This window comes from Micromonospora sp. NBC_01638 (assembly GCF_045209745.1).
Taxonomy (GTDB): Bacteria; Actinomycetota; Actinomycetes; order Mycobacteriales; family Micromonosporaceae; genus Micromonospora.
This window is the reverse complement of record NZ_CP109273.1, coordinates 5,707,803-5,732,998: the sequence shown is the minus strand read 5'-3', so window position 1 is coordinate 5,732,998 and position 25,196 is coordinate 5,707,803. Positions and strand designations below refer to the sequence as shown.

24 protein-coding genes and 2 pseudogenes are annotated in these 25,196 nt (G+C 71.2%); 8 read left to right on the top strand and 18 right to left on the bottom strand.

The features are described 5' to 3' along the window. Positions 1–106 precede the first annotated feature (106 nt). Positions 107–517: a VOC family protein gene (locus tag OG811_RS26805; RefSeq protein WP_406069665.1), complete on the top strand. Its 411-nt coding sequence runs from the start codon at positions 107–109 to the stop codon at positions 515–517. A gap of 117 nt (positions 518–634) precedes the next feature. Next, a complete protein-coding gene (locus OG811_RS26800) occupies positions 635–1,261 on the top strand; it encodes a glyoxalase (protein WP_406069664.1) in 627 nt (208 codons plus the stop codon). Positions 1,262–1,693: 432 nt separating this feature from the next. Here the strand turns inward: OG811_RS26800 and OG811_RS26795 are convergent. From OG811_RS26795 to OG811_RS26785, 3 genes and pseudogenes are all read right to left on the bottom strand, one after another. Further along, positions 1,694–2,352, bottom strand: a pseudogene (locus tag OG811_RS26795) (recombinase family protein); the annotation flags it as partial. A 314-nt stretch (positions 2,353–2,666) separates the two neighbouring features. After that, positions 2,667–3,320, bottom strand: coding sequence for a response regulator (locus OG811_RS26790; RefSeq protein WP_406069663.1), 654 nt, complete (start codon positions 3,318–3,320; stop codon positions 2,667–2,669). Further along, a complete protein-coding gene (locus tag OG811_RS26785; protein ID WP_406069661.1) occupies positions 3,317–4,594 on the bottom strand; it encodes a sensor histidine kinase in 1,278 nt (425 codons plus the stop codon). The genes OG811_RS26790 and OG811_RS26785 overlap by 4 nt, the downstream gene beginning before the upstream one ends. Before the next feature lie 161 nt (positions 4,595–4,755). On the opposite strand from OG811_RS26785, the gene OG811_RS26780 reads away from it, so the two are divergent. Continuing rightward, the gene (locus OG811_RS26780) at positions 4,756–5,349 is read left to right on the top strand and encodes a VanZ family protein (RefSeq protein ID WP_406069659.1); all 594 of its coding nucleotides are present in this window, start codon (positions 4,756–4,758) and stop codon (positions 5,347–5,349) included. Between the two features lie 176 nt (positions 5,350–5,525). On the opposite strand, the gene OG811_RS26775 is transcribed toward OG811_RS26780, so the two are convergent. Together OG811_RS26775 and OG811_RS26770 are read right to left on the bottom strand one after the other, a co-directional pair. Further along, positions 5,526–5,894: a hypothetical protein gene (locus OG811_RS26775; protein WP_406069658.1), complete on the bottom strand. Its 369-nt coding sequence runs from the start codon at positions 5,892–5,894 to the stop codon at positions 5,526–5,528. A gap of 254 nt (positions 5,895–6,148) precedes the next feature. After that, positions 6,149–6,355: a hypothetical protein gene (locus tag OG811_RS26770; RefSeq protein ID WP_406069656.1), complete on the bottom strand. Its 207-nt coding sequence runs from the start codon at positions 6,353–6,355 to the stop codon at positions 6,149–6,151. A gap of 715 nt (positions 6,356–7,070) precedes the next feature. Here OG811_RS26770 and OG811_RS26765 point away from each other — a divergent pair. Further along, a pseudogene (locus tag OG811_RS26765) lies at positions 7,071–7,667 on the top strand (Tn3 family transposase); the annotation flags it as partial. 34 nt (positions 7,668–7,701) lie between these two features. On the opposite strand, the gene OG811_RS26760 reads toward OG811_RS26765, so the two are convergent. Further along, the gene (locus OG811_RS26760) at positions 7,702–8,769 is read right to left on the bottom strand and encodes a hypothetical protein (protein ID WP_406069654.1); all 1,068 of its coding nucleotides are present in this window, start codon (positions 8,767–8,769) and stop codon (positions 7,702–7,704) included. A gap of 53 nt (positions 8,770–8,822) precedes the next feature. After that, a complete protein-coding gene (locus OG811_RS26755) occupies positions 8,823–9,164 on the bottom strand; it encodes a PadR family transcriptional regulator (RefSeq protein ID WP_406069652.1) in 342 nt (113 codons plus the stop codon). A 799-nt stretch (positions 9,165–9,963) separates the two neighbouring features. Between OG811_RS26755 and OG811_RS26750 the strand changes: the two genes are divergently transcribed. Then, a complete protein-coding gene (locus tag OG811_RS26750; RefSeq protein ID WP_406069651.1) occupies positions 9,964–10,467 on the top strand; it encodes a hypothetical protein in 504 nt (167 codons plus the stop codon). Between the two features lie 11 nt (positions 10,468–10,478). On the opposite strand, the gene OG811_RS26745 is transcribed toward OG811_RS26750, so the two are convergent. The 3 genes from OG811_RS26745 to OG811_RS26735 all read right to left on the bottom strand — a co-directional run bounded on the left by OG811_RS26745 (position 10,479) and on the right by OG811_RS26735 (position 13,100). Then, positions 10,479–11,015 carry a GNAT family N-acetyltransferase gene (locus OG811_RS26745; protein WP_406069649.1) on the bottom strand — a complete coding sequence of 179 codons (537 nt, stop codon included), beginning with the start codon at positions 11,013–11,015 and terminating at the stop codon, positions 10,479–10,481. 166 nt (positions 11,016–11,181) lie between these two features. Further along, positions 11,182–12,471, bottom strand: a complete 1,290-nt coding sequence (locus tag OG811_RS26740) for an MFS transporter (RefSeq protein WP_406069647.1) — start codon at positions 12,469–12,471, stop codon at positions 11,182–11,184. A 152-nt stretch (positions 12,472–12,623) separates the two neighbouring features. Continuing rightward, positions 12,624–13,100, bottom strand: a complete 477-nt coding sequence (locus OG811_RS26735) for a DUF1992 domain-containing protein (RefSeq protein WP_406069645.1) — start codon at positions 13,098–13,100, stop codon at positions 12,624–12,626. 228 nt (positions 13,101–13,328) lie between these two features. Here OG811_RS26735 and OG811_RS26730 point away from each other — a divergent pair, with 228 nt between their 5' ends. The 3 genes from OG811_RS26730 (at position 13,329) to OG811_RS26720 (ending at position 15,923) form a co-directional block, all read left to right on the top strand. Beyond that, on the top strand, positions 13,329–13,979 hold the full coding sequence (locus OG811_RS26730; protein ID WP_406069644.1) for a LysE family translocator: 651 nt from the start codon (positions 13,329–13,331) through the stop codon (positions 13,977–13,979). Between the two features lie 206 nt (positions 13,980–14,185). Continuing rightward, on the top strand, positions 14,186–15,343 hold the full coding sequence (locus tag OG811_RS26725) for a hypothetical protein (RefSeq protein WP_406069642.1): 1,158 nt from the start codon (positions 14,186–14,188) through the stop codon (positions 15,341–15,343). 238 nt (positions 15,344–15,581) lie between these two features. Beyond that, positions 15,582–15,923 (top strand): RNA polymerase-binding protein RbpA, encoded by a 342-nt coding sequence (locus OG811_RS26720; RefSeq protein ID WP_200215782.1) that lies wholly within the window; start codon positions 15,582–15,584, stop codon positions 15,921–15,923. A 63-nt stretch (positions 15,924–15,986) separates the two neighbouring features. Here OG811_RS26720 and OG811_RS26715 read toward each other — a convergent pair whose 3' ends face one another. The 8 genes from OG811_RS26715 to OG811_RS26680 form a co-directional block, all read right to left on the bottom strand. After that, the gene (locus tag OG811_RS26715) at positions 15,987–16,505 is read right to left on the bottom strand and encodes an FxsA family protein (RefSeq protein WP_406069641.1); all 519 of its coding nucleotides are present in this window, start codon (positions 16,503–16,505) and stop codon (positions 15,987–15,989) included. A gap of 67 nt (positions 16,506–16,572) precedes the next feature. Continuing rightward, positions 16,573–17,382, bottom strand: a complete 810-nt coding sequence (locus OG811_RS26710; RefSeq protein WP_406069639.1) for a polyprenol monophosphomannose synthase — start codon at positions 17,380–17,382, stop codon at positions 16,573–16,575. Between the two features lie 34 nt (positions 17,383–17,416). Further along, positions 17,417–19,075, bottom strand: a complete 1,659-nt coding sequence (gene lnt, locus OG811_RS26705; protein WP_406075934.1) for an apolipoprotein N-acyltransferase — start codon at positions 19,073–19,075, stop codon at positions 17,417–17,419. A gap of 488 nt (positions 19,076–19,563) precedes the next feature. After that, positions 19,564–20,901: a glutamate mutase L gene (locus OG811_RS26700; protein WP_406069637.1), complete on the bottom strand. Its 1,338-nt coding sequence runs from the start codon at positions 20,899–20,901 to the stop codon at positions 19,564–19,566. Next, complete coding sequence (locus OG811_RS26695) at positions 20,898–21,290, bottom strand: hotdog domain-containing protein (protein ID WP_406069635.1); 393 nt, start codon at positions 21,288–21,290, stop codon at positions 20,898–20,900. The genes OG811_RS26700 and OG811_RS26695 overlap by 4 nt, the downstream gene beginning before the upstream one ends. Beyond that, positions 21,287–22,069, bottom strand: a complete 783-nt coding sequence (locus OG811_RS26690; RefSeq protein WP_406069634.1) for an OAM dimerization domain-containing protein — start codon at positions 22,067–22,069, stop codon at positions 21,287–21,289. Before OG811_RS26690 ends, OG811_RS26695 begins: the two co-directional genes overlap by 4 nt. Further along, on the bottom strand, positions 22,066–23,625 hold the full coding sequence (locus OG811_RS26685) for a lysine 5,6-aminomutase subunit alpha (RefSeq protein WP_406069632.1): 1,560 nt from the start codon (positions 23,623–23,625) through the stop codon (positions 22,066–22,068). Before OG811_RS26685 ends, OG811_RS26690 begins: the two co-directional genes overlap by 4 nt. Further along, positions 23,622–25,193 carry an amidohydrolase gene (locus OG811_RS26680; RefSeq protein ID WP_406069630.1) on the bottom strand — a complete coding sequence of 524 codons (1,572 nt, stop codon included), beginning with the start codon at positions 25,191–25,193 and terminating at the stop codon, positions 23,622–23,624. Before OG811_RS26680 ends, OG811_RS26685 begins: the two co-directional genes overlap by 4 nt. Positions 25,194–25,196 lie beyond the last annotated feature (3 nt).

Here is a 25,196-nt window from a genome sequence, read left to right as displayed (position 1 = left end):
CGAATCGCATCCGGTCCTGATTCGGCATGGTCATCGGGACCACCCCCTCGGCCACAGTGAAGACCTTGTCACTGTGTCGGGAAGCCGCGTCTCTAGCATGATCGTCATGGACATCACCATTAACACGAGCTTCCTCCCGCATGTCGACCCGGAGGCATCCCTGTCCTTCTACCGCGACGCCCTCGGCTTCGAGGTCCGCAGCGACGTCGGTCAGGGCACGATGCGGTGGATCACCGTCGGCCCCGTCGACCACCCCGGCACCTCCATCCTCCTGGCGCCGCCGGCCGCCGACCCGGGGGTCACCGACGACGAGCGCCGGACCGTCGCCGAGATGATGGCCAAGGGCACCTACGGCTGGATCCTGCTGGCCACCCGGGACCTCGACGGCGCCTTCGAAAAGCTGCAGGCCGGCGACGCCGAGGTCGTCCAGGAGCCGACCGAGCAGGCGTACGGCATCCGCGACTGCGCCTTCCGCGATCCCGCCGGCAATCTGGTCCGCATCCAGGAGCTTTGCTGAACCGTCCGGTCATCGATTCGGCCATGCTGGCCGGCGTCGCGACCACCTGCGACAGGTGTCAGGACCAGTCAGGAATCAAGAAGCACCGGTCGCCGAGCCACGCCTAACGTGATGGGCATGGCAAACATCGAATCCGTCACCCTCGACGTGGCCGACCCCACGGCGGCCAACCGCTTCTACGCCGACGCCTTCGGTTTGGACACCCAGATACGCCTGCGGGCCTCGGAGGCACCGACGACCGGCTTCCGTGGGTTCACGCTCGCGCTCACGGTGTCCCAGCCGGCCACCGTCAACAGCCTCATCGGCGCTGCCCTGGACGCCGGCGCCACGTCGGTGAAGCCTGCCGCGAAGTCGCTCTGGGGCTACGGCGGAGTCGTCCAGGCCCCGGACGGGACGATCTGGAAGGTCGCGACCTCGGCGAAGAAGGACACCGGCCCGGCCACCCGGCAGATCGACGAGATGGTGCTCCTGCTGGGAGTGGCGGACGTGGCCGCGAGCAAGCGGTTCTACGTCGAGCGCGGCCTTGCCGTGGCGAAGAGCTTTGCCCGCATGTACGTCGAGTTCGCCGCTGGGTCGAACCCTGTCAAGCTGGCGCTGTACCGGCGCCGTGCACTTGCCAAGGACCTCGGCGTCGCTCCCGACGGCACCGGATCGCACCGGCTCATGATCGGCGGCGGTGCCGGGCCGTTCACCGACCCGGACGGGTTCGCGTGGGAGGCCGCATCGCTGGCGCCCACGCCCTGACGCGTCACTGCTGCCTGCCCAACCTGGCCGCCGATCACGAGACGGCCGCACAAAGTGAATGGAGAAAGCATGACGGGCGCGCCGCCGCGTGGGCTTGAGGAAAGACTGCGGGACACTCGTGCGAAGTTGGAGAACGAGATCGATCTCTGGGTCGCGACGTCGGGCTTCCCGGGCGGCGTCCACCTCATCCCCCTGTCGTACCACTGGGGGTGTTGGTAAGAAACGTGTCACCAGCCGCCAAAAAGTTGATCTAGCGGATGCTTGGGCAGGCCAGCGCTTCCCGGTGTTGTCGAGTGCCGCTCGGCGTCGACGGTGTGAGGGTGGCTGGCATCACAAGCCCAAGGTCGAGCGGTGGATCGCCTCCGGCGAGCGTCCGCGAAAGGGGGGTTTCCTAACGTTCGTGTCAGCGGGGACCATTTAGTTAGTTGATCTTTAGTCTTCTCGGCTGGGTCGCTGGGTGAGCAGCTGGTCGTACGCGGTGAGGGAGGGTGCCGGGCGGGGGTTGGCGGGCAGCCTGTCGATCTGTTTGCCCAGGCGCGTCGTGGCCTGCTCGGGTGTGAGCAGTTCGGGCAGGACCTTGTAGAGGGTGGTCGGGGAGATTTTGAGCAGGGTCGCGATCGAGCGCAGCGAACGCTCGGGCTCGACCAGCAGCGAGAGGGCGTAGGCGACCTTCTCGGGTGTCATCACCGGGGGTCGGCCGAGGCGTTGGCCGCGGGCTCGGGCGGCGGCCAGGCCGTCGTTGGTGTTGGCGACGATGATGTTGCGGATGAACTCGGCGAGGGCTGCGAAGACGTGGAAGATGAACATCCCGCCGGGAGTGGTGGTGTCCAGCTTCTCGGCAAGGGACAGGAACCCGACGCCCATGCGTTTGAGGTGGCGACGATGCCGATGAGGTCTTCCAGGGACCGGCCGAGCCGGTCGAGGGACACCACGGTCAGCGCGTCGCCGGGGCGCAGGTACTCGTAGGCGGAGTGCAGGCCGGGCCGGTCGGTGTTCTTACCGCTGGCTTTGTCGAAGAAGCACTTGGCGCAGCCGGCCGCCTTCAGCCCCGCTTCCTGGCGGGCAAGGTTCTGGTCGCGGGTGGAGACGCGGCCTTAGCCGACGAGGACGCCGGTCAGTGTCGCCGGGGCGAGTAGGTCACCGGCGACGGCGGCCGGGACGAGGGCGGGGGCGGGGGCGGTGTCCATGCCGGTGATCATGCCAACAATCGCCGGGGCTCCTTGTTGGACGCGCCGGGTTGTTGGACGGGTTTTCTGGACGGCACTGGCCGTCCCCGTAGTCATTTGTTGATCTTGTTCAGGTAACGATCGATCGCTGAACAAGATCACTGATGGCCTTCATACAGACGGCATCCGAACTGGGGTTCCGCACGTGCCGGAGGCTGCACGGGATAGGCCCTCGCCGCTCATCGCACTAGGCCGGACTGCCATGCCCAGGCCGCGATCTCCACCCGGTTGCGGACGTCGAGCTTGCTCTGGATGTTGCTGAGATGCGTCTTGACCGTTCCGGTGCTGATATGGAGGCCGGTGGCGATCTCGGCGTTGGTGTGTCCTCGAGCCACCAGGCCGACGATGTCCTCCTCTCGCCGTGACAGCGCTCCGCCGGGTGGGCGTAGTGGCTGCCGAGCCGGTTCGGTGAACCGCTGGAGCAGCCGCACGGTGACGGAGGGGCTGATCAGCGCCTCGCCCAGGGCCGCCGACCGGACGGCCTCCGCCAGCAGCCGGGGCCCGGCGTCTTTCAGCAGAAAGCCGTAGGCGCCGCCCCGCAGCGCACGGTGCACGTACTCGTCGTCGTCGAAGGTCGTCACCATCACCACCCTCGGCACATGAACGACCCCGGGCCGGGTGAGCAGCCGCAGCGCCTCCAGGCCGTCGAGGCGGGGCATCCGGATGTCCATCAGCACGACGTCGGGGCGGTGCCGGGCCACCTGCTCGACCGCCTCCAGGCCGTCGTGGGCTTGCGCGACGACCTCGATGCCGTCCTCGGCCGCGAGGATCATGGCCATGCCGGTACGGACGATGGCCTGGTCGTCCGCGATCAGCACCCGGGTCGTCGTCATCGGGTCCCGCCGCTCTCGGCACGGCAGTCACTCGCGCCGCCGGAGGATGCCGCCGCACGGCCGGGGAAGGATGCCGCCACCGTCCAGCCGGTCTCGCCCCGGTCACCGTTCCTGGGGCCGGCCCGGAAGGTTCCGCCGGCTAGAGTGACCCGCTCGCGCAGCCCACGGAGTCCGTAACCGTTCCCGCTGCTCGGGGTGCTGCGGCGTGCGTGTCCGTTGTCGCGGATCTCGACGTCGACCGTTCCTGTGGGTACGGCGGTCAGCAGCACCTCGACCGTGTCGCAGCTGTGGGAGTGCCTGGTCACATTGGTCAGGGCTTCCATCACCACGCGGTGGATGCTGCTCGTGACCTCCGCCGGTATGCCGTCGAGCGGGCCCCGCTCGACGAGCCGGATACGCGTATCCGGGAGCGCGAAGCCGTCGACCAGGGACCGGACCCCGTCGAGCCCGCTGTCCACCGGCAACGCAACCGCCGCGCCGGCCCCGGCTCCGCCCCCGGCTTCGTCGCGCAGGGCTCCCACCATCCGCCGCATGGACTCGAGCGCTTCGGCGCCGGTCTGCTCGATGAGTTCCAGAGCGGGCTGCACCAGGTCGGGGTTCTTCGCCGCGATGGCCCGGGCGCCCTGGGCTTGGACGATGATGCCCGTCACATGGTGGGCGACGTAGTCGTGCAGGTCGCGGGCGAAGCCGATCCGCTGGTCGAGCCGGATCCGCTCATCCCGCTGCTCCCTCGCAGCCGCCACCAGCCGGGAGGTGAGCCCCGCGGCGAGCGCGGCGCCGGCGAGCAGGGCGAGGAAAAGCGCGACAGTCACCGAGCCCTCCTGCGCTCGGATCGCCACCGGCCGCAGCACCACGCCAGCGGTGAGCAAGGGCGCCCCGAACGCGGCCCCTACCGGTGTGGCCCGGCGCGCGCAGATCAGCAGAATCACGAGCAGCGCCACGGCCTCGAAAGCCCCGTACGCGGACGAGGCCGCCGGGCCGAGATCACCCGCCCCGTCCACATGCAGGCGCAGCGCCACCGAGCACCCGAGCGAGACTGTCCCCACCCCGCATGCGGCCCAGCCGACGCCGGCCGCCGACAGCCGCGCCAGCAGCACCAGCACGACTGCGGCCGCGGCAGCCGAGATCAGCAGCGGGGCGCCGGTGACCGGCTGCCGGAACGTCCCCATCCGCATGTCCAGCAGCACCGCTGTCACCGCGGCGCAGGCCGCGATGACGCCACCCGCCCTGGCGAGGGCCGCCGCACGACCGGATGAGAGGGACAAGGACCGCATGGCCCGAGGATATCCGCAGGCCGGACGGATCGACCTCGGCCGAAAGTCATAGCCGGCCGGCGACGGACCGGCCTTTCAGCAGATACGGCAGCAGGGTGGCCGGCGGCAGAGTCGACCCGTCGTCGTCCGACGGCGCCCGCCGCTCAACTGCAAGGACCCTCATGAACGTGTCATTCCAGATCGGCGCCGCCCTTGTGCTCGGGCCGCTGCTCACCGCGTACGCCGTCGTCCTCACCATCCGGGCGCGGCGCGGAGCGGTAGGGCACACCGGGCGGCATGCAGCGCTCCGTGTCATCGTGGCGCTGTACGCGGCGGCGGTGCTGTCCATCACGATCTTCCCGCTCGACATCACCTGGGGCGAAGGCGCGAACCTGATGCCCTGGCACAACCAGCTGAATTGGATCCCCCTGCTCACCATGGACGTCAGCGCCCTGCCCAACATCGTGATGCTGATCCCGCTGGGCATGCTGCTGCCACTCATCTCATCGCGGGCCACCTCGGCGGGACGCGTCACCGCGCTGACCGCGCTGACCAGCGCGGCAATCGAGAGCACGCAGCTGCTCACCTACATCCTGTTCAACAACGGCCGATCCGTCGACATCAACGACGTGATCGCCAACACCCTCGGCGGCCTGATCGGCTGGGCGCTGCTGCGGACCGCGCTGCGCACGCAGACGCTCGCCGGCACACTACGCGGCGCCGCCCTGCCCGGCACGGCTCTCGCCCCCGGCACGCGCCCCCGGCAAGCCGCTTAGCTGACGGGGGTCACGGGCCTGTAAGAAAGAATCGGACAGTCCCGCGCACTACCGCCGATGACGGCTGATCTTGCTTATCGTGACTTTCCAGGGCTGTAGTCCTCCAGCGCCAGATCTTCCTTCGCCACGGTCGTGCCGCCCAGAATCGGCGGGGCACGCCCGTCGGCAGTCGGTGCTCAATGCAGCGGCAACGGGTCCAAGTCGACGTCGTCGAAATCGTCGAGGTCGCCGCCGGAACCTTCGGCGTTGAGAGCGATGGCCTCGCGGATCCAAACCAGCTCCTCGTCGGTGAGGACCACGGTGGTCCACTGGGTGATCACGTCCAGGTGCTCGGTCGGGTCGCCGATGGCGCCCTCGAAGTCGCCAGGCACGGTGACGGTGATCCAGATGTCGTCGCCGAGGAGCTCTCCCGCGGCGCGCAGCTGGCGGACCTTGGGTTCCCGGGCGAGGCTGTGGCCTTCGTCGAGGTCGTCGATGGCGATGCCGTACTGCGGTCGCATGTCGTGCGTGTCGGGCAGGCCGACAGGTGCTCGCCGAGCTGCCACCAGTCCAGGCCCGCGTCCAGGGCGTCGCGGACGACGCTGTAGTACAGGTGCCGGCCGCCGGTGCGCAGGTGGTCGGCCTGGACGGAAGCCTGGCGCCAGTCGCCGGCGGCGACCGCCGCGGTGGTGGCGGCCAGACTGGTGGCGGACACGCTCGCGAACTCGGCGGCGAGCGCCCGGGTGTGGGTGGCGGTGCTGGTCTGGGGCATGACGGTGTCCTCTGCTCGTGCTTCCGTGGAAGCGGGACCCGGCGCGGTTCAGGCGGCCGGGCGCTGCTCGATGTCATCTTCTCCGGCCGGGGCCGGGTTGGCGGTGGCCACGCCGCCGCCCAGCGTGAGCCGGTTGGTCATGTTCAGCCGGACCTCGCCGTACGGGGCGATGTTCGTCCAGAACAACGGCGTGAGGCCGCGTCGGTCGTCGACATCGAGTTCAACGAGCCCTTCGCCCAACACGTCCTGGACCATAGCTACGCAACCCCACCGAAGGCGCCTACTTCGATCGGAAGAAAGCCGCCGGGAAGACATCGATGGAAGCGATGCGGGCGCTGAAACGACGCTTGTCCGACATCGTCTACCGACAAATGATCGACGACGCCACGATGGCCACGGCGACGGGCCCGGGAGGACAACGGGAGACGACTACTGACTCCAGCGTGACCAGCTCACATCCCCATGCCGGCTCTTCGGAGAAGTCACTTCCCGGACCCGCCAGACCCCAGCCTAGAACAACCCTCGCCGCGGCCTCTTGACACAGAGGGGAGCCAGAAGCGGACGTCGAGCGACTCGCCCCGCTGGGTGGTGCTCGTCACACAACGTTACCGATCACCCGGGTGGCCGATCTCGGCCACCCGACGTTGCGCCAACTACTGACGAAGGCTCAGCGCCATAGACCTTTGAAGATCACAGATACACCATACGGAATCCTTACGCACAAGAACTGTCATTATGGTGTGTGTACGTTACGCCCCTTTTGTAGGCCTAGTTTATTGGATTATCGTTACCGACAAACCATCAATTGCCGCTGGAGGGCCCGTCCGTAGTTCCAGACCAAAACAACGCTAAGAACTGAGGGTTGATCAAAGGTCTGTCCCGAGCCATAGCGTGCCGTCCGTTTGGTGACGGCCGATGCTTAGGCGGTGGGTTCGTGGCGCCTCAGGATGTGTTCTCGGCGGAGGAACTGGCGCGGCTGACCCGGGGCCTGAACCTGGACCTAATCACGGACATGTGGGACGACCTGCTGCGAGTCTCCGCGAGCGTGCAGGGCGGGCACGCCACCGCGGCGTTGGTGGTCGGCAAGCTGTGCTCCTCGAAGCGGCAGCAGAACGCGCTGACCAGCGCGATCAAGGAATACGGAGCGCTGCACCGTACGGTCTACGCCGCCCGCTACCTGGCCGACGAGACGTACCGGCGGCGGATCTCCCGGCAGCTGAACAAGGGCGAGAACCTGCACGCCCTGCGCCGTTCCCTGGCCTACGCCGGCGAGGGAGCACTGCGGCGTCGGCACCACGAGCAGCAAACCGAGCAGATGTGGTGCCTCACCTTGGCCACCAACGCGATCGTCTGCTGGTCCACCCAGTACCACGGCCTTGGCGTGGCAGCGGTGCGCCGGACCGGCCGCGACATCGACGACGAAGTCGTGGCGCACATCTGGCCGACCCACCACGAGAACATGCACTTCTACGGCACCCACTCGGTCGACATCGACGGCGAGCTCGCCCAGCTCGACACCGACGGCTACCGGCCGCTGCGCGTCGCCGGACCGGGTGCGGCCGGATAAACGACGGGCCGCCGTCGGTGTTCGTGCAGAACACCTAGGCGGTGGTGGGAGTGCGGACGGTTGCGGAGTGTGGCCAGACGCAGCAGACGATGATGGCCAGGATCGGTACCAGGGATAGGATCGCGAGCGGCTCGGCTCCGTAGATCACGAAACCGCCCCAGTAAACCGCGGGGCCGGAGCCGTTGCGATCGGTGTTGGCCAGCAGGGAGCCGGTCGAGGTGGGGATGTTGCCAAGACAGGCTGGGGCAAGCATCAGCAGTGTGGCGAGGCAGAGTCGCGAGTACAGCCGCTGCATCCCGGGGCCGTACCGGCGCATGCGCTTGGCAGTGGACAGCCCAACCAGGGCGCCGAACAAAGCGCCGGCCAGACCGCCGACGATGGTGTCGCGTAGGTGGCCGGGCGGCTCGGCCCACATCAGGGCAAAACTCAGGGACGGCTGGTAATCGCCGGCCTGGGTGAATTGCACTGCGGCCAGGTATCCGTTGCGCGTGCCGGCCACCTCGGCGATCGCGCCGGGCGAAGTCAGCGCCCCATTCCGGCCCGTGGTGCGTACGTCCTGCCAGCCCTGTGCGCGCATCTGACTTGTGACGGCGGCGGCGACCTGTTCGATGCTGGTGTTCTGCGGCACGGTGCCGGTCACTTGCGCCCGGCCAACACGTACGCCGGTGCCGCCGTGCAGGCTTTCGTTGCTGTACGGGTTCCAGAAGGTCTGCCGCCCGAAGTATTCGACTTCGTCGTCGAAATGGCCCGGCAGGACCGCTTGCGCGAAGTTGATCGCTGTGGTCCGGTCCGGCGCCATCGAGTCCACGTCCCGCCAGGCCAGCCAGGACCCGAGCGCGATGCCATTCAGCCCGCCGAGCACGGCGGCGAATGCCGCGACCACGAACGCCCGACGCCCGAACTCGGCGACACGTTGGCCCAGGCCATGCCGGAGCAGCAGGGCGGCCTCGCGAGCGGCCGGCCGCGAGCGGCCGGGGCCAGCGGCGTCGAGCAGCGTCGCGAGGATCTCCGGACCACGCTCGTGTCGATATTCCGGGGGGTAGGACAGCAGCCACCGACGGTATCTGCGGGCCAGACGCGTGGTGCGGAGGTCGTCGGGCATGTTGATCCCTTCGGTGTTCGGGGTCTGTGAGGGCGATGCCGCTCGCGGGTCGGTCAGGCAGCGCGGGGAGCACCAGCGGGGCCGGCGCCGCGGAGCCGCTGAGCGACCATCCGTGCGTCGCGGCGCATCTGCTCGGCCTCGGCGGCCAGTGCGGCGATGCCCGGATCGGTCAGCCGGTAGTGCCGACGGAGCCTGCCGTCGACGGTTTCCTCACGGTCGACCTCGATCAGGCCCTCGTCGCTCAGCCGGTCGAGCGCCGCGTACAGCGTGCCGGCGGCGAGCTGCGTCCGGTCGCCCGACAGCCGCGACACTTCCTTGATCACCGCGTACCCGTGTAGCGGGCCCAGCGCGAGCGCCGACAAAATCAGAAAACTCGGTCGCCGCATGCTCGCCATGGAGGGTCAATATACAGATGATCGAGCTATAGGCGGAGCCGGATATCGATGTCAAGCCGACGTCGTGGGGTGAGGGACCCCGCTCGCGGTGTTCTACGACCATCGGTCTATCGACCCCTTCCGTCGAAGCAGGTCAATTCCAGACGCGCCCTCGTGGTTGCCCGCCATCCGAGCAGGGGCTGTTTCGCAGAAACGGTTGTGTTTGGTCTGGAAACTACGGACGGGCCTGGAGGGTACGCGACGACGCGGTGAGGTTTCGAGCGCCCTGTCCCTGAGTCGTTCCTACGAAACGACACCAGGCAGCGTGGGACGTGGACGCCCACGTATGGGCCCCCGATGCGGTTCAGCTCAACCGGCGGTGGTGCGACCTGATCAGCACGTGGATCCCGTCAAGGCCCGATACGCGTCAGCGTCCTCGCGGGGCCAGGGCGACTCAAAAGAACCGTCACCTCGGGTCGCCCACCAGCAGCGTCGCAGCTCAGAAGCGGTGACGACCGCGATCTCGGTGCTCCCGGCGACCTCCACCCCGACACGAGCACCGACGGCGGCGGAATCCCGGGTGGTGTCGGTGGCCGCGCGGGACACCACGCCGGACGCTGTGCTACTCGGCGTACCCCGAGTTGGAGGCGGCGCTGCGGCAAACCGAGCGTCTCGGCGGCGCCCGCGTGCCGGGACCGCATCCCAACCGCGACGGGACACTGGTGGTCGGCTTCTTCACCGACACCTCGTCAGGCTGGCCGCCGCCGGACAGCGGCGGTGATTTGACCCTCGACCGGGTTGAGGCCCGAGCATCGGCGACATGGACGACCAGCCGACCCCCGACCCGACCATGACGCGCATCATCGAAGCGGTGCAACTCGGCCAATCCGGTGCGCGACCGCAGGCCCGCGAGTTGCTGACCTCGCTGTGGGACGAGATCGGCCCCACCGGTGACGCCCTGCACCGCTGCACCCTCGCCCACTACCTCGCCGACCTGCAGGACGCCGCCGAAACCGAACTCGTGTGGGACGAACGCGCCCTCGCCGCCGTGGCCGACCTCACCGACGACCGTGCCCGGCACTACCACCACACGCTTCAGGTGCAGGGCTTCCTGCCGTCGCTGCACCTGAACCTCGCCGACGTACACCGGCGGTTGGGTCACGCCGGCCCGGCCCGCGAGCACCTGGCCACCGCTCGCATGCGCGTCGCGCAGCTGCCGGACGACCAGTACGGCGACCTGGTCCGCGCGGGCATTCAGCACGTCGACCAGGCCCTGGCGGCGGGCTCGACACACCGTCTCGACTCGCATCCCGCGGTGGACTGAGCGGCCCTCGGTCAGGGGGCGGTGAGTGTGTGTCGGTGACCGTCGAGGGGGAAGGGCGGCCGGGCCGCCAACACCTCCTGGAACAGGTAGCCGCTCTTCTGCGCCACCCGGCAGGACGCGACGTTGTCCACCTGGTGCAGCAGGTCGAGGCGCGCCAGCCCGGGGAACCGGTCGAACGTCCACCGGCTGAGCGCGGTGACCGCCCGCGGTGCGACGCCGCGCCCGCGCGCCCACGACGCCGTCCAGTAGCCCACCTCGGCCGCCGGCCGCTCGGGCGTGACCCCCTTGAGCACCACGTTCGCCACCAGCCGTGGACCGTCCACGGTGTCCTCGAGCACGGCGAAGCTGTACCGCCGGCCGTCGTCCCAGTCCTGCCGCGTGCGATTCAGCCACTGCCGGCCCTCGGCGGCGTTTGCCACCGGCACACGGGTCCACCGGCGCAGCACCGGATCCCGGTACGCGGCCAGCAACGCGTCCAGGTCGTCCTCGCACCAGGGGCGCAGGATGAGCGCCGGAAAGGTGTCCGACGCCTGTGACTCGATCAACATCAGTACAGTCTGCCGCTGCGGGGACCACCGTCGAGGGATGGGTGGTCGCCTGCGAGGCGACCACCCATCGCGTCACGGTCAGGTCCAGCTGATGCCACGGTTGCGGACGCTGCGCATGCGCTTCTCCTCTCCCCTAGGTGACGGCCCCCGTGCCCGCCAGGTGACCTCAGCGTCGCCCGCCGCCCGCTTCGACGGTAGGGCTGTCGGCGTTCGAAGTCGTTCGGCTTTGTTCGATCGGAAACTCGAACATCACCGGCGTGGAGGCAGGTCGCCGCGGCCACCGCGGTACGAAGGCGAGGACCGCCACCGCGCCCGACAATCCGCTGAACCCGATCACCGTGGTGGCCGGCCACCGGTCGGCGGCCAGACCCGCCATGACCATCGCCGTCCCCTGGAGCCCACTCAGACCGGTGATGGCCACCCCGAACGCGCGCCCTCGATACTCCGCCGGCACCGCCCGGCCGAACAACGCGTTCAGCGGGATGGCGAAAGCGCTCGCAGCGCCGGCCAGCACCAACAGCAGGAGCACCATCCACAGTGGAGGAACAAGCCAGGTCACCGCCAGCACCCCGGCCGACAGCGCGGCCAGAGGCAGGATGAGTCGTGGCCGGGCCGCCGGTGGACAAAGCCGGGTGAGGGCGACTCCACCGAGGGCCATCCCCAACGGCGCTGCCGCCAGCAACAGTCCGACGGTGCCGGCGCCGCCGCCGTACTGTCGGGCGAGCGGTGCCATCAGCCCCTCGGCGGCGTAGGTGAAGGCGCTGGCCGTCCACAGCACGAGGACGTAGGAGCGCAGCCGGGGATCGGCGAAGATCACCCGCAGACCGGCCGCCCGGCCACGGCGGGTCGAGCTCAATGGCGGTCGGGGCGCGGGGCGGGAACGGACGCCGATCGTGATCAAAAGGGCGGAGACCAGGAACGTGCCGGCATCCACCAGCAGCGCACCGCGCAGCGACAGCAACGCCACCAGACTCCCCCCGACGGCGAAGCCGACCACCTGCACGACCTGGGCGCAGATGTTGTCCACGCCGTTGGCCACCGCGTATCGGTCGCCGTCGAGAACTTCCGGCATCAACGCCGCCCGCGCGGTTACGAACGGTGGCCGCATCAGGTTGACGACGAAGAGGAGCACCACCAGGGCGGGCGCGGGGAGGTCCGGCAGCGCCGCCGCCGGGATGAGCACCACGCGGGCAAGGTCACACACGACCATGACGCGTCGCCGGGGGAACCGGTCGGCGAGTCCGGACAGCAGCGGTCCGCCTGTGAGCCAGGCCAGGTAGGAACTGGCGTAGGCGGCCGCCGCGAGCGCGGCGGAGCCGGTTCGGCTGTAGACGAGGTACGCCACGGTCACGGCCGTGAGCTGGTCGCCGGCCAGGGACAGCAGGTACGCCGCGAACAGATAGCGGTACTCGCGCACCGCGAACACCTCGGCGTACGTCGCGGCGCGCTCGGTCACTTCGCCCCCGTCGGGTCCCAGCGCCGACTGTCAGCAAGGCGCCCGGCCCAGACCGTATCCGCGCTGGCGCGGTCAGGGCCGGGACCAGGCGTTCGGATCCGTTCGGAACGAGTTCGGACGCGGCCGGCGGGGAGTTGCTGACGGGACGGGGGTCAGCCCCGGCGGCGCCAGCGCAGCCACCAGCCGTGGCGAGGCCGGCGGACCGGCGCGACACCGGTCACCGGCTCGGTGGCGGGCGTGCGGACCTCGCGCCGGGCGCGCCAGTGGTGGACCACCTCGTCGGCGTTCACCGGACGCACCACGACGCGAGGGCCGTCAGGGTTGCGCAGCCAGGCCACGATCTGCGCGTTCAACTGCCCCACGAAATCGCGTACGGACTGCTCGGTGGGCAGGTCGCGGACCTCGTCAGGGACCTGCTCGATGCGCCGGCGCAGTTGCAACGGGGTGGGCAGGAGCAGATCGCTGGGCAGCGCCTCACGCTCCAGGAAACTCTTGATCCACCACGACTCGTCGTACGGCGCGCCTCGGCCGGGGATCGGCTTGCCCATGCCGGGCAGGTCGTCGAACTCGCCGCGTTGCACGGCTCCCCGAATCTGCGCCTCCACCGCGGCGTCCCATGCCTCCGTCACCCTGCGGCACCTCCCCCGGCCACCGTAACGCGCAGCCTCCGGACGGCGCGCGCACTGCAACGGTCAGCGCACCCGGTCCGGTGACAATTCCCGGCGGACGCCCGCAAGGTGGCTTTCCGCCCTGGTGACCGGTTTGATTCGGCAGGCCACGACCTGCCCGTTGGCCCTGCTCGGGGATGGTCGCCTCACCTACGGTCGGTACGGGTATCGGTGAACGGGGGGATCGTCATGGTGGGTACGGGTGCACTGCTGGGCATCGCGCTGGTCGCGTTGGGGCTGGTGCTCACGCCCGGCCCGAACATGGTCTACCTGGTGTCCCGGTCGGTGGCGCAGGGCCGCCGGGCCGGCCTGGTCTCGCTGCTCGGGGTGGCAGCCGGGTTCGGCGTCTACCTGGCAGCGGCGGTCGCCGGCCTGGCCGCCGTCTTCGTCCTGGTGCCGACGCTGTACGCGGCGGTGAAGCTCGCCGGGGCCGGCTATCTGCTCTGGCTGGCCTGGCGAACGCTGCGTCCGGGTGGGCGCTCGCCGTTCACGCCAGCACCGCTACCGCCGGACCCGCCCCGGCGGCTGTTCACCATGGGCCTGGTCACCAACCTGCTGAACCCGAAGATCGCCATCCTCTACGTGTCGCTGCTACCGCAGTTCATCGACCCGACGCGGGGGCACCTGGCGATGCAGAGCCTGCTGCTCGGCCTGACCCAGATCGCCGTCGCGCTGAGCATGAACGCGCTGATCGTGCTCAGCGCAGGCGCGTTGGCCGGGTTCTTCGCCCGCCGACCGGTGTGGCTGCGGGTGCAGCGCTGGGTGACCGGGACGGCCCTCGCTGCGCTGGCCGTCCGGATCGCCGCGGACCGGTCCCGCGCGGCGGTCGCCACACCCTGAGCCGACGGTCACTGTCCCCGGTCGCGGCGGCGGACCATCGCGGCGGCCAGCGGCGCGGCGGCCAGGTCACCGGCGGCGAGCCGGGCGTGTGCCGGTCCGACCGCCATCTCCAGGCGTCCGCGCCGCTACACCCTCGACGCGACCGCCTGGGCCGCGAGCCGACCCTGCACGTGTCGTCCAGGTGCCGGCACTAGACTTCGCCCTCGATGGACGTCCAGCCCAACACCACCGAGACCCGCCCATGCGCCCACTGTGGACAGCCGGTGCCGCAACGGATCGGCGCGGGCCGACCGTTCCGCTACTGCCGGGACAACGACGGCGCCTGCCAGCGTGCCTCCCGCAACAGCCGGATGCGTCACCGCAACGCCCCCGGTCTGCCCGGGCAGGTGGCCCGCACCTGGGAGGCGGTGGACCGGCTCGACCAGATCGTCGAGACGTTGACCGAGTCGCTGCACGCCGAGCTGTCCCCGGTGGGTGTGCAGCGGCAACTCGCCCAGGTTCGCGCGGAGGCCGCGACCGAGGTCGCGGCGGCGCAGACCGAACGCGACGAGGCCCGCGACGACGCCGAGACCGCGGCGGCCGGCGCGGCGCGCGCCCGTGAGCAGGCCCGCGGTGCCCTCGCTGACGCCGACGACGCCCGGCAGCGCGCCGAGCAGGCCGTGCGACAGGCCACCGCGGCCGACGAGCGGGCGCAGCGCGCCGAGGTTGCCCGCGATCAGGCGCGGCACGACGTCAGCGCCGCCGAGGCGCTGCGCACCCAGGCCGAACGCGACCGCGACCAGGCCCGCGACGAGGTGCGGGACCTGCGGGCGGAGCGGGACGCCGAGCGGCAGCGGGTGGCCGACCTGACCGTCGAGCGTGACGCGGTGCGCGCCGACGCCGAGCGGGCCACCCGGGCCGCCGCCGAGGCGACCGAGCGGGCCGGGCGTTGGCAGGCCGAGGTGCAGGACGTGCGGCGGCAGATCGAGCAGGCCCGCGCTGACGCCGAGCGGGCTCGCGCCGAGGCCGCCGACGCCGCCCGTGCCCGGGAGCAGGCCGACCGGGCCCGCGACCGCGCGCAGGTCGCCACCCAACAGGCCGACGACGCCCGACAAGAGGTTGCGGAGCTGGCGGCGCGGCTGCGCGCGGAGCTGGCCGCCACGGCCGCCCACCGCGACACGCTCACCACCGAACTGGCCGCGGCCCGGCAGGCGGCGGCCACCGCCGAGGGCAGTGTCACCGCCCTGACCGTACGGCTCGACACCGCCGAAACCGACCGGGACCTGGCCCAGCGACGGGTAGCGCAGCTCGGTGACCAGGTCAGCGACCTGGCGCTGGCGCTGGCGCGGCTGAGTGCCGCCACTCCCGACGACGCCACCCGTTGATCGGAGCTGACACCGGCGCAACCTTCGCCGCGCTCGGGCGGTTAACATCCCCGGTGGCACTGGTTACCCGTCACCGTTGCGACCCGCCTGGGGATCACCTGGCCGGGTGACCGTCCCGGCCGGCTACCCTTGGCCTCGGCCCACCCGTGGACGCCTCACGCCCTCGGGCGGGAATGACTCGACGGGAACGCACCGTTACACCCAGAAGACCAGCACCACGAACGAGGGGAAGTCGATCATGGGCGACCGTATGCTGCGCGGAAGCCGCCTTGGCGCGGTGAGCTACGAATCCGACCGCAACACGGAGCTCGCGCCGCGTCAGACCCGCGAGTACCTCTGTGCCAAGGGCCACCAGTTCGAGGTGCCGTTCGCCGTCGACGCCGAGGTCCCGATGACCTGGGAATGCAAGTTCGACGGCAGCGTCGCCCGACTCGTCGACGGCAACGAGCCGGAGCAGAAGAAGGCCAAGCCGCCGCGTACCCACTGGGACATGCTGCTGGAGCGGCGCTCGATCGCCGAGCTCGAGGACATCCTCGCTGAGCGGCTGCAAGAGGTTCGGACCCGCCGCGGCCGCGCCTGAGCCGCGCGAACGCACGAACACGGCGCCCCCGGGGTTTCCCCGGGGGCGCCGTGATTTCTGTGCTCAGTGGCGACCGGGCTCGACGATCTCGCCCTCGATGGCCCGGCCGCCGTCGACCACCACCGGCTGTTCCGGCTGCGGGGTCGGTTGCGGCGCACCCTGGCGCACCCGCACGGTGCGGGGCCCGAACAGGTCACCGGCGACCATCGACGACACCCGCCGCTCGGTGACGCGTTGCACCCCTGCGCGGGCCAGCCGACGCATCGGCGGCACCAGCAGCAGCAGCCCGACCACCCCGCTGACCAGGCCGGGAACCGCGAGCAACATCGCCCCGGCCAACCCCACCATTCCGTCGGTCACCTGCCGACCCGGTGGTTGCCCTGCGGTGGCGGCGGAGCGGAAACCACGCCAGGCGCGCATTCCCTCGCGGCGCATCAGCACCAGCCCCAACAGGGACGCGGCGAACACGAGCAACACCGCCGCCCCGAACCCCAGCGCCCGCCCCACACCGACGAACACCGCCAGCTCCAGCACCACCGCCAGCAACAGGGCCAACGGCACGAACTTCAGTCCTCGGCGCATCTCACCTCATCGCCATTCCCGCGACACCACGGACGCGTCGCGTCCATCCAGCATGACACGGCCGCGCTCACGGCCACCGCGCCTGACCCGTGGCGGTGCCGTGCAGGCTGCGGCGTACCGCCTGCCGCCGGTCCTGCACACCCCAGGCGGTGATCCGCCACAGCGCCTCGGCCACGATCCGGGGGCTCATCTTGCTGTCCCCGCGTTCCCGTTCGGCGAAGGTGATCGGCACCTCCACGATCCGCACCCCCGCCTGGTGCGCCAACCGGGACAACTCCACCTGGAACGAGTAGCCCTGCGAGGTCACCGACCCCAGGTCGATGGCGTCCAACGCGCTGACCCGGTACACCCGATAGCCGCCGGTGGCATCCGAGACCGGCATGCCCAGCGCGAGACGCGCGTACAGGTTGCCGCAGCGCGACAGCAGCAGCCGCCGCAGCGGCCAGTTGAGCACCTGCGCGCCGCTGGTCCACCGCGACCCGATCACCACGTCGGCGTCCCGGGCGGCGTTCAGCAGCGCCGGCAGGTCCTCCGGGGCGTGGGAGCCGTCGGCGTCCATCTCCACGACCGCCTGGTAGCGGCGCTCCCGCGCCCAACCGAACCCGGCCAGGTACGCCGCGCCGAGGCCCTCTTTGCCCTGGCGGTGCAGCACCTGCACGTGCGCGTCGCCGTCGGCGAGCGCGTCGGCGATCGCACCGGTGCCGTCGGGGCTGTTGTCGTCGGCGATGAGGACCTGCACCGCTGGGGCGGCGCGCCGGACCCGGCCCACGATCGCGGCGATGTTGTCGGCCTCGTTGTAGGTGGGGATCACCACCAGCACCCGGCCCACACCGGGTACCTCATCCGGGCGTCGGATCGTATCGGTCGCCTGGATCACGGTTCCTCCGCTCCCGCCGGCGTACCGGCTGTTGCTATCCGGGCATGGCCCGCTGCCGTCGCCGCAGCACCGCCGCGCCGATCAGGGCCGCCGCGGCCAGCCCGGCGAGCGCCACCTCCGGCCACCAACCGAGCCGGGTGGCGAGGGTACGTCCGTCGTCGAGCCGCAGCTGCCGCACCACGACCTCTCGGGTGTTGAACCCGGTGGCATCGCTTACCCGCCCGTCGGGTGCGACGAACCCGGACACCCCGACCGTGGAGGCCATCAACGCCGGCCGGCCGTGCTCCACCGCCCGTAACCGCACCATGGCCAACTGCTGGCGGGCCTCCGCCTCGTCGAAGGTGGCGTTGTTGGTCTGCACCACCAGCAGCTGCGCGCCGCCGATGACGGTGTCGCGGACCACCCCGTCGTAGGCGACCTCGAAGCAGATCACGTCACCGAGCACGGCGGGGCCGGCGCGTACCACGCCCGGGGTGCTCCCGCCCACGAAGTCCGCCCGGATCAGGTCGACCTTGTCGCTGACCAGGCGGGCCACGTTGCGCAGCGGCACGTACTCGGCGAACGGCACCGGGTGGCGCTTCGCGTACAGCTGGTCCAGATCGGGGCCGGTGCCGGGCTGCCACAGGATGCCCACGTTGCGGACCTGCCCTGCGCCGGGGCCCAGCAGCACCGCGCCGACCAGGATCGGTGCGCGGATCGTGTCGGCCGCCTGGGAGATACGTGCCCCGGCGGTGGGGTTGCGCAGCGGGTCGATGTCGCTGGAGTTCTCCGGCCATACCACCAGGTCGGGTTGACGTTGGGTGCCGGCGGCGACCTGCGCGGCCAGCTCGATGGTGGCGTCGACGTGGTTGTTCAGAACGGCCTGCCGTTGGGCGTTGAAGTCCAGGCCCAGCCGCGGCACGTTGCCCTGCACGATCGCCACGGTGACCGTGGTGCCGGACCCGGCGGCAGCGACCGGCACGAGCAGGCACGCGGCGGTCAGCGCGACCGCCACAGCGACCGGTACGGCCACCGAAGCCCACCGACGCGCCGGCGTCCCGCCCTGCGGGCCGTGCGCGTGCGGCGCGTCGTCGGGTGGCGTCTCGCGAGCGGTGACCCAGCCCCGCCAGGCGGCGGTGACCAGCAACCCGCCGGCGAGCGCCACCGCGAAGGTCACCAACGGCGCCCCGCCCAGCGAGGCCAGGCGCAGCAGCGGTGAGGTGTCCTGGCTGAACGCCAACCGCCCCCACGGGAACCCGCCGAACGGGGTGCGGTCGCGCAGCGCCTCCTGCCCCACCCACAGCAGCCCGGTCAGCGCCGGCCACGCCCAGCGGCTCCGGTCGGCCAGCGGCGACACCCAGGCGGTGCCCGCGCCCAGCAGCGCCAGATAACCGGCCTGCAGCAGCGACAGCAGCACCCACGGCAGGTAACCGGTGTGCAGGTTCGTCCAGGCCAGCAGCGGGGCGAAGAACGCCACCCCGGTCAGGAAGCCCAGACCGGCGCCGGCGCGCAACCGCCGACGGTGCACAGCGGCGGCCAGCAACGCCACCCCCACCGGCGCGAGCGGCCACACCCCGTACGGGGGGAACGCCACCAGCAGGGCCAGCCCGGCGGCCACGGCCAAGGGCACGGCGACCCTCAGCGGCACCGGCCGGCCGGTCACGACCGGCTGCTGGGGCAGCACCGCCGGAGTGTGGGTCTCATCCCGGTCCAGGGTCGTCACCGCTTCACCTCGATCACGGGGCGAAGGTTACCTGGCTGGCGGCCGCGCCGGCCGCATCGGGCCGCCCGGCACAGACCCCCCAGCGGACATCAAATCGGGGCGCGGCTCTCGCCGCGCCCCGATGCTCCCAGGCCCTTCCCGGCCGGTGTGGCGAGGATGGGGCACGACGACCTTCGGACCGACCGGACGCGGACTGGCTGCCCCCGCCGGGCCGTTGTCTACTGGCCGTGCACCTCACCCTGCCCGTACACCGGTAACCGCGGCCGGTTCGCGCCGCCCCGCCGACCCCCGCCCGCTGGACCTGGCCGCCGCGACGATGACGCTCAAAAATGTCGCTCGGCCAGCGGACGAAGGGACGAAGCGAACAACAGCCGCTTCCCGTGGTAGGACTCAAAGACGGTACGTGCCAACCCCCGTCGGTTGTCAACCCACACCCGGCCTGTCGTGTGTTGCGACACGGCGTGTCGGGTCGGCGAGTCTCAATGCGTGCGGAGATGGTGGCGCAGCAGCGCCCCGGCCGCCGCCCGATGCTCCTCGGCGAGCAACCCCCCGGCGGCCAGCACATAGTCGGCGTCGACCACCGCGGCGGCGGCGCGCGGCAACGCCCACCCGCCGGCGTGATCGGCGAGGACCGCCGCCAGCACCTGCCCGGACGCGGCCGTCGGCGCGTGCCGCAGCACCCCACCGGAACCCACCATCAGCCGCACGTCGCGCAGGTCCCGCCCGGCCCGCTCGCCCGTGGACGCGCCCCGGGCGTGCCGCCGCAACGCCACCGTCGCCGCGAGGGTGGCGATGCGCCGGTCCACGGCCCGCTCGTCGTCGTCCACGGCCAGGAACGCCGGGTCGGCGGCCCGGCGCGCCGCGGCGGCCGCCAGGTCGTCGGACTCACCCGCGGCGAGCAGCCGCTCCTCGGTGGCCGCGCGCACGACCCCGGGGGCGCTCCACCGCATGCCCAGGTCGCCCTCGACGGTGCGGGCCCGCCACAGGTTACCGGCGACCTCCCGACCGGGCCCGGTGGCCCGCTCGTCGGGGGTGAGCACCGAATACACGTCGGTGGTGGCCCCGCCCACGTCGACCACGGCGAGGTCACCGCCGATGGTGTCGGCGAGCACCTCCACGCCGGTGAGCACCGCGTCGGGGGTGGCCGCCCGTACCAGCCGCGCGAATCGGGTGCCCTTCGACAGCCGTTTCCCACCGATGACGTGGCGCAGGAACACCGCACGGATCGCCGCCCGCGCCGACGCCGGTGCGAGCACCCCGATGCGCGGCAGGACGTTCTCCGCGCCCGTCACGGGCACGCCGGCGGCCTCCAGCAGCCCGGTCAACTCCTCGCGGACGTCGCCGTTGCCGGCGAGGACCACGGGCACCCGCCAGCGGGCGCGGGCCAGCCGGGTCGCGTTGTGGGTGATCGTCTCGGCGTCGCCGCCGTCGGTGCCGCCGACCAGCAGCACCACGTCCGGTCGGGCCGCCCGCAACGCCGCCAGGTCCGCCGCGCCGAGCCGACCGGCCGCCACGTGCACCACGTGCGCGCCGGCGGACAACCCGACCCGCCGGCCCGCCTGCGCGGTGACCAGCGGCTCGTAGCCGATCACGGCCAGCCGCAGCCCACCACCGGCCGACGAGCACACATACCACGGCGCGTCGGGCACACCGAGCCCGACGGTGGCCGCCGCGACGGCGGCGTCCAGGCCGTGCAGCACGTCGGTGCCCACCGTGGTGGGCGACGACGCCGCGCCCACCAGCACACCCGCGGCCAGATCCACCACCGCCACCTTGGTGTACGTGGACCCGACGTCCGCGCAGACCGCCAGGGTCACGACGCGGCGGGAACGACCACGGTGCCGGTCGCAGTGACCGCCACGATCGGCGGGTCCAGGACCTCGGCGGCGGACTCGGAACGGTCCGGGCGGCCCCGGCACACCACCGCGCAGCTCAGCTCCAGGGTGCGGCTGCGGGTGCCTACCCGGGACACCCGCGCGGTCACCTCCACCACGTCACCGGCGCGGATCGGCGCGTGGAACCGCACGTCGGCGTACCCGGCGAACAGGCCCTCGTCACCGTCGGTGCGGATACACACCTCGGTCGCCACGTCCCCGAACAACGCGAGGGCGTACGCCCCGTCGACGAGGTTGCCGGCGTAGTGGGCGTGGGAGTACGGCACGTACCGCCGGTGCGTCACCGTCAACCCGAGCCTGGATTCGGTCATGCCATCGCCTTCCGCTGTGTGATCAGGGCGTGCACGAGGTAGCTGGCCACCTCGCCGGGCGTGGTGCCCCGGCCGAAGATCCGGTCCACGCCCAACTCGTCGGTCATCGTCTCGTCGAACCGGGGACCGCCGACGATCAGCAGTGGCCGCCGCCCCGCCGGCATCGCCTCCCGGAAGGCCGCGGACATCTCCCGCGTGTTGTGCAGGTGCGCGTCACGTTGGGTGACCACCTGCGACACGAGCACCGCGTCGGCCTTCTCCACCCGGGCGGCCTCCACCAACTCCGGCACGCTGACCTGCGCACCCATGTTGGTGACTTTCAACTCCCGGTAGTACTCCAGGCCCTTCTCCCCCGCGATGCCCTTGACGTTGAGGATCGCGTCGATGCCCACGGTGTGCGCGTCGGTGCCGATGCACGCCCCGACCACCGACAGCTTGCGCCGCAACCGCTGCTTGATCACCGTGTTGACGTCCTTCGCCGACAACAACGCGAAGTCCCGTTCCACCACCTGCACCGCGTCCAGGTCAACCAGGTGATTGACCCGCCCGTAGACCACGAAGAAGGTGAACCCGTCACCCATCGGCTTGGCGTGCACGACCATCGCCGGGTCGATGCCCATCCGGTTGGCCAACTGCGTCGCCGCGCCCTCGGCCCGCTTGTCGTGGCTCACCGGCAGGGTGAACGACACCTGCACCATCCCGTCGCCGGTGGTGTCCCCGTACGGCCGCACGATCTGCTTCTGCGCCTCGCTGCTGTGCTTGCCGGTTCGCTCGCTCACGCCGCCGCCTCCAGGATCTCGGTGGCCGGGTTGCAGTAGTCCGCCTCGTGCGCCGCGACCCCGTCGAGGCCCTTACCCCGATCCGCGGGCCGCTTCATGATCCCGAACGTGCCCTCCGCGATCGCCGTGAGCAACGTCTGCTCCCCGATGCGCTCCAGCAGGTCCAGCGCCTCACCGAGCACCTGGTTGGCCCGGCGTCGGATGAACCCGCCCGGCGCCGGCACGAAGTCCTCGTGCAGCCCACCGGCCGCACCCAGCACGTACCGCACGTTCTGCAAGGCGATGTCCCGGTCCGACAACCACGGCGTCACCACCGCCTCGGTCATCATCCCCACCAGCAGAATGCCCTGACCGGTCAGCGCGCCCGCCAGGTTGAAGAACCCGTCGAGCAGATTGCCCCGGAACACGTCGCCGGTCATGTGCTTCGTCGGCGGCATCCACTTCAGCGGGGCGTCGGGGAACAACTCCCGGGCCAGCAACGCGTGCGCCAACTCCAACCGGAACGACTCCGGCACCTCCGGGTTGATCTCGAACGCGTGCCCCAACCCCAACTGCCAGTCCGCCAACCCCGCCTCGTGCGCGAAGAACTCGTTGAGCAGCTGCGACACCGTCACCGTGTGCGCCTCGTCGACGGCGTCGGCGGTGGTCAGGTAGTTGTCCTCACCGGTGTTGATGATGATCCCGGCGCGGGCGTGCACCTGCCGGGAGAACCGCTGGTCGACAAACGTACGAACCGGGTTGATGTCGCGGAACAGGATCCCGTACATCGAGTCGTTCAACATCATGTCGAGGCGTTCCAGGCCCGCCAGGGTCGCCATCTCCGGCATGCACAGCCCGGACGCGTAGTTGGTCAACCGCACGTAGCGGCCCAACTCCTTCGACGACTCGTCCAGGGCCGCGCGCATCAACCGGAAGTTCTCCTGCGTGGCGTACGTGCCGGCGAAACCCTCCCGGGTCGCACCCTCCGGCACGAAGTCCAGCAACGACTGCCCGGTGGAGCGGATCACCGCGATGACGTCCGCGCCGGCCCGCGCCGCCGCCTGCGCCTGCGGAATGTCCTCGTAGATGTCCCCCGTCGCCACGATCAGGTAGATCCACGGCCGCTGCTTCGGGTCACCGTGACGCTGGATGAGGCGGTCACGTTCCGCGCGCCGCCGGTCGATACGCCGGATGCCCGCACCGACCGCCTTGCGCGCCGCCGACCGGGGGGCCGTCGCCGCCCGACCGGTGGGCTGGGCGAAACGCACCGACCCGGCGGCCGCCTTCTGCGCCAACAACGTCACATCGGTGCTGCCCTCACGCACCAGCGCGTCGAACACCGGCACCGCCACCCCGTGCCCCAGCCCCACATCCGCGGCGACCGCGTCGACGAGCCGGTTCACCCACGGAATACCGTCCGGATCGGCACCGGTCACCCCGGCCAGCCGCAGCACCGCCCGCTCCACCGACACCGTGGTGTGGCTGCGCGCCAGGTCCACCACCGGCTGCCCGGCCCGACGCGCCAACTCCCGCGCCCGCGCCACCAGCACCGGATCAAGATCAAGCTTCCCGGTCACAACGACCCTTCCTCATAGATGACCTCACCGCGCAGCACCAGGCTCCGACACACCGGCAACGGCGTCGGGTCCTCCGGACCCCGCAACTCCGGGTCCTCGGCCAGCAGCACCGGCAGACCCCGCTCCACCCCCGCCGGCGTCGACCACACCGCGAACGTCGCCGGCGCACCCAGAGCGAGGACGCCCTCGACATCCAGGTGCACGGCCCGCCACCCACCACGGGTGTGCGCGGCGAACGCCGCCCGCACACTCATCCGCTGCGCCGGGTTGTGGTGCGCCGCCGCCGCCCGCACCGACCCCCACGGGTCCAGCGGCGTCACCGGCGAATCCGAGCCGAACGCCAACGCCACACCCACCGAGTGCATCGCACCCACCGGGTTCGACTCCAACGACCGGTCCAGACCCAACCGCGCCTCGTACATCCCGCCCGCGCCACCCCACAACCGGTCGAACGCCGGCTGCATGCTCGCCACGACCCCGTACTCCACGAACCCGGCGATCAACCGCTTGGTCATGACCTCCGCGTGCTCGATACGGTGCCGCGCGGCCCGCAACCGCTCCACGCCCACCGTCCGCGCCGCCCCCGCGAACCCTTCCAGCACCGTGCCGACCGCCGCGTCACCGATCGCGTGGAAACCGCCCTGCACGCCGTGCGCCGTGCAGTCCAGCAGGTGATCACGCACCTGCTCCGCCGACAGATACCCGTGCCCGCAGCCGTCACCGTCACCGTCGCCGTACGCCTGCGACACGTGCGCCGTGCGCGCACCCAACGCCCCGTCGGCGAACAGGTCACCACCGGCGCCCACCGCACCCAACTCCCGGGCCCGCGCCGCACCACCCAACTCACCCCAGTACCCGTACACCTCCGGCAACCCCGCACCGGAGATGCCCAACAGGCCGGTGAAGTCCTCCTCGTCGGAAATCTCCGGACCACCGCATTCGTGCACCGCCGCGATACCCAGCGACGCCGCGTGCGACAGGGCCACCCGCTGCGCGACGACCCGCTGCGCCCGACTCACCGACCCCTGCGCCGCGGCCCGCACCACATGATGCGCGTCACGACGCAACCACCCCGACGCGTCGTACCCGGCCGCCTCCACCACCTGCGGACACGCCGCCAGCAGCGCCGACGACACCAACGCCGAATGAATCGACGCCTGCGACAGGTACACCCTCCGCCCACTGGCCGCCCGATCCAATGCCGCCGCGTCCGGCAACGTCGCATCCGACCAGACCGACTCGTCCCAACCGTGCCCCAGCACCACCGCGTCCGCCGGCAGACCCGCCGCGAACCCGGCCACCGCGTCCAGCAACTGCCCCGCCGAGCGCACCCCGGACAGCTCCAGCCCGGACAACGCCAACCCGGTGTCGGTGGCGTGCACGTGCGCGTCGACGAACGCCGGCGTCACCAACGCCCCATCCAGCTCCACCACCCGGTCGGCCGGCGGCGCGTCACCGTCGGTCCCCAACCAGGCGATCCGCCCACCGGACACCAGAAGCGCGGTCGCGTTCGGGTCGGCGGGGCAGTGCAGCACGCCGCCGCGGTACAACGTCGAGGGGTTCGTCATGAC

Coding starts and splice junctions, on each gene's coding strand:
- OG811_RS26760 (WP_406069654.1), bottom strand. CDS start 8,769: ATGCCCGACGACCTCCGCACCACGCGTCTGGCCCGCAGATACCGTCGG.
- OG811_RS26725 (WP_406069642.1), top strand. CDS start 14,186: ATGGACGTCCAGCCCAACACCACCGAGACCCGCCCATGCGCCCACTGT.
- OG811_RS26715 (WP_406069641.1), bottom strand. CDS start 16,505: ATGCGCCGAGGACTGAAGTTCGTGCCGTTGGCCCTGTTGCTGGCGGTG.
- OG811_RS26680 (WP_406069630.1), bottom strand. CDS start 25,193: ATGACGAACCCCTCGACGTTGTACCGCGGCGGCGTGCTGCACTGCCCC.
- OG811_RS26805 (WP_406069665.1), top strand. CDS start 107: ATGGACATCACCATTAACACGAGCTTCCTCCCGCATGTCGACCCGGAG.
- OG811_RS26695 (WP_406069635.1), bottom strand. CDS start 21,290: ATGACCGAATCCAGGCTCGGGTTGACGGTGACGCACCGGCGGTACGTG.
- OG811_RS26750 (WP_406069651.1), top strand. CDS start 9,964: ATGGACGACCAGCCGACCCCCGACCCGACCATGACGCGCATCATCGAA.
- OG811_RS26720 (WP_200215782.1), top strand. CDS start 15,582: ATGGGCGACCGTATGCTGCGCGGAAGCCGCCTTGGCGCGGTGAGCTAC.
- OG811_RS26770 (WP_406069656.1), bottom strand. CDS start 6,355: ATGGTCCAGGACGTGTTGGGCGAAGGGCTCGTTGAACTCGATGTCGAC.
- OG811_RS26780 (WP_406069659.1), top strand. CDS start 4,756: ATGAACGTGTCATTCCAGATCGGCGCCGCCCTTGTGCTCGGGCCGCTG.
- OG811_RS26800 (WP_406069664.1), top strand. CDS start 635: ATGGCAAACATCGAATCCGTCACCCTCGACGTGGCCGACCCCACGGCG.
- OG811_RS26785 (WP_406069661.1), bottom strand. CDS start 4,594: ATGCGGTCCTTGTCCCTCTCATCCGGTCGTGCGGCGGCCCTCGCCAGG.
- OG811_RS26730 (WP_406069644.1), top strand. CDS start 13,329: ATGGTGGGTACGGGTGCACTGCTGGGCATCGCGCTGGTCGCGTTGGGG.
- OG811_RS26755 (WP_406069652.1), bottom strand. CDS start 9,164: ATGGCGAGCATGCGGCGACCGAGTTTTCTGATTTTGTCGGCGCTCGCG.
- OG811_RS26745 (WP_406069649.1), bottom strand. CDS start 11,015: ATGTTGATCGAGTCACAGGCGTCGGACACCTTTCCGGCGCTCATCCTG.
- OG811_RS26790 (WP_406069663.1), bottom strand. CDS start 3,320: ATGACGACGACCCGGGTGCTGATCGCGGACGACCAGGCCATCGTCCGT.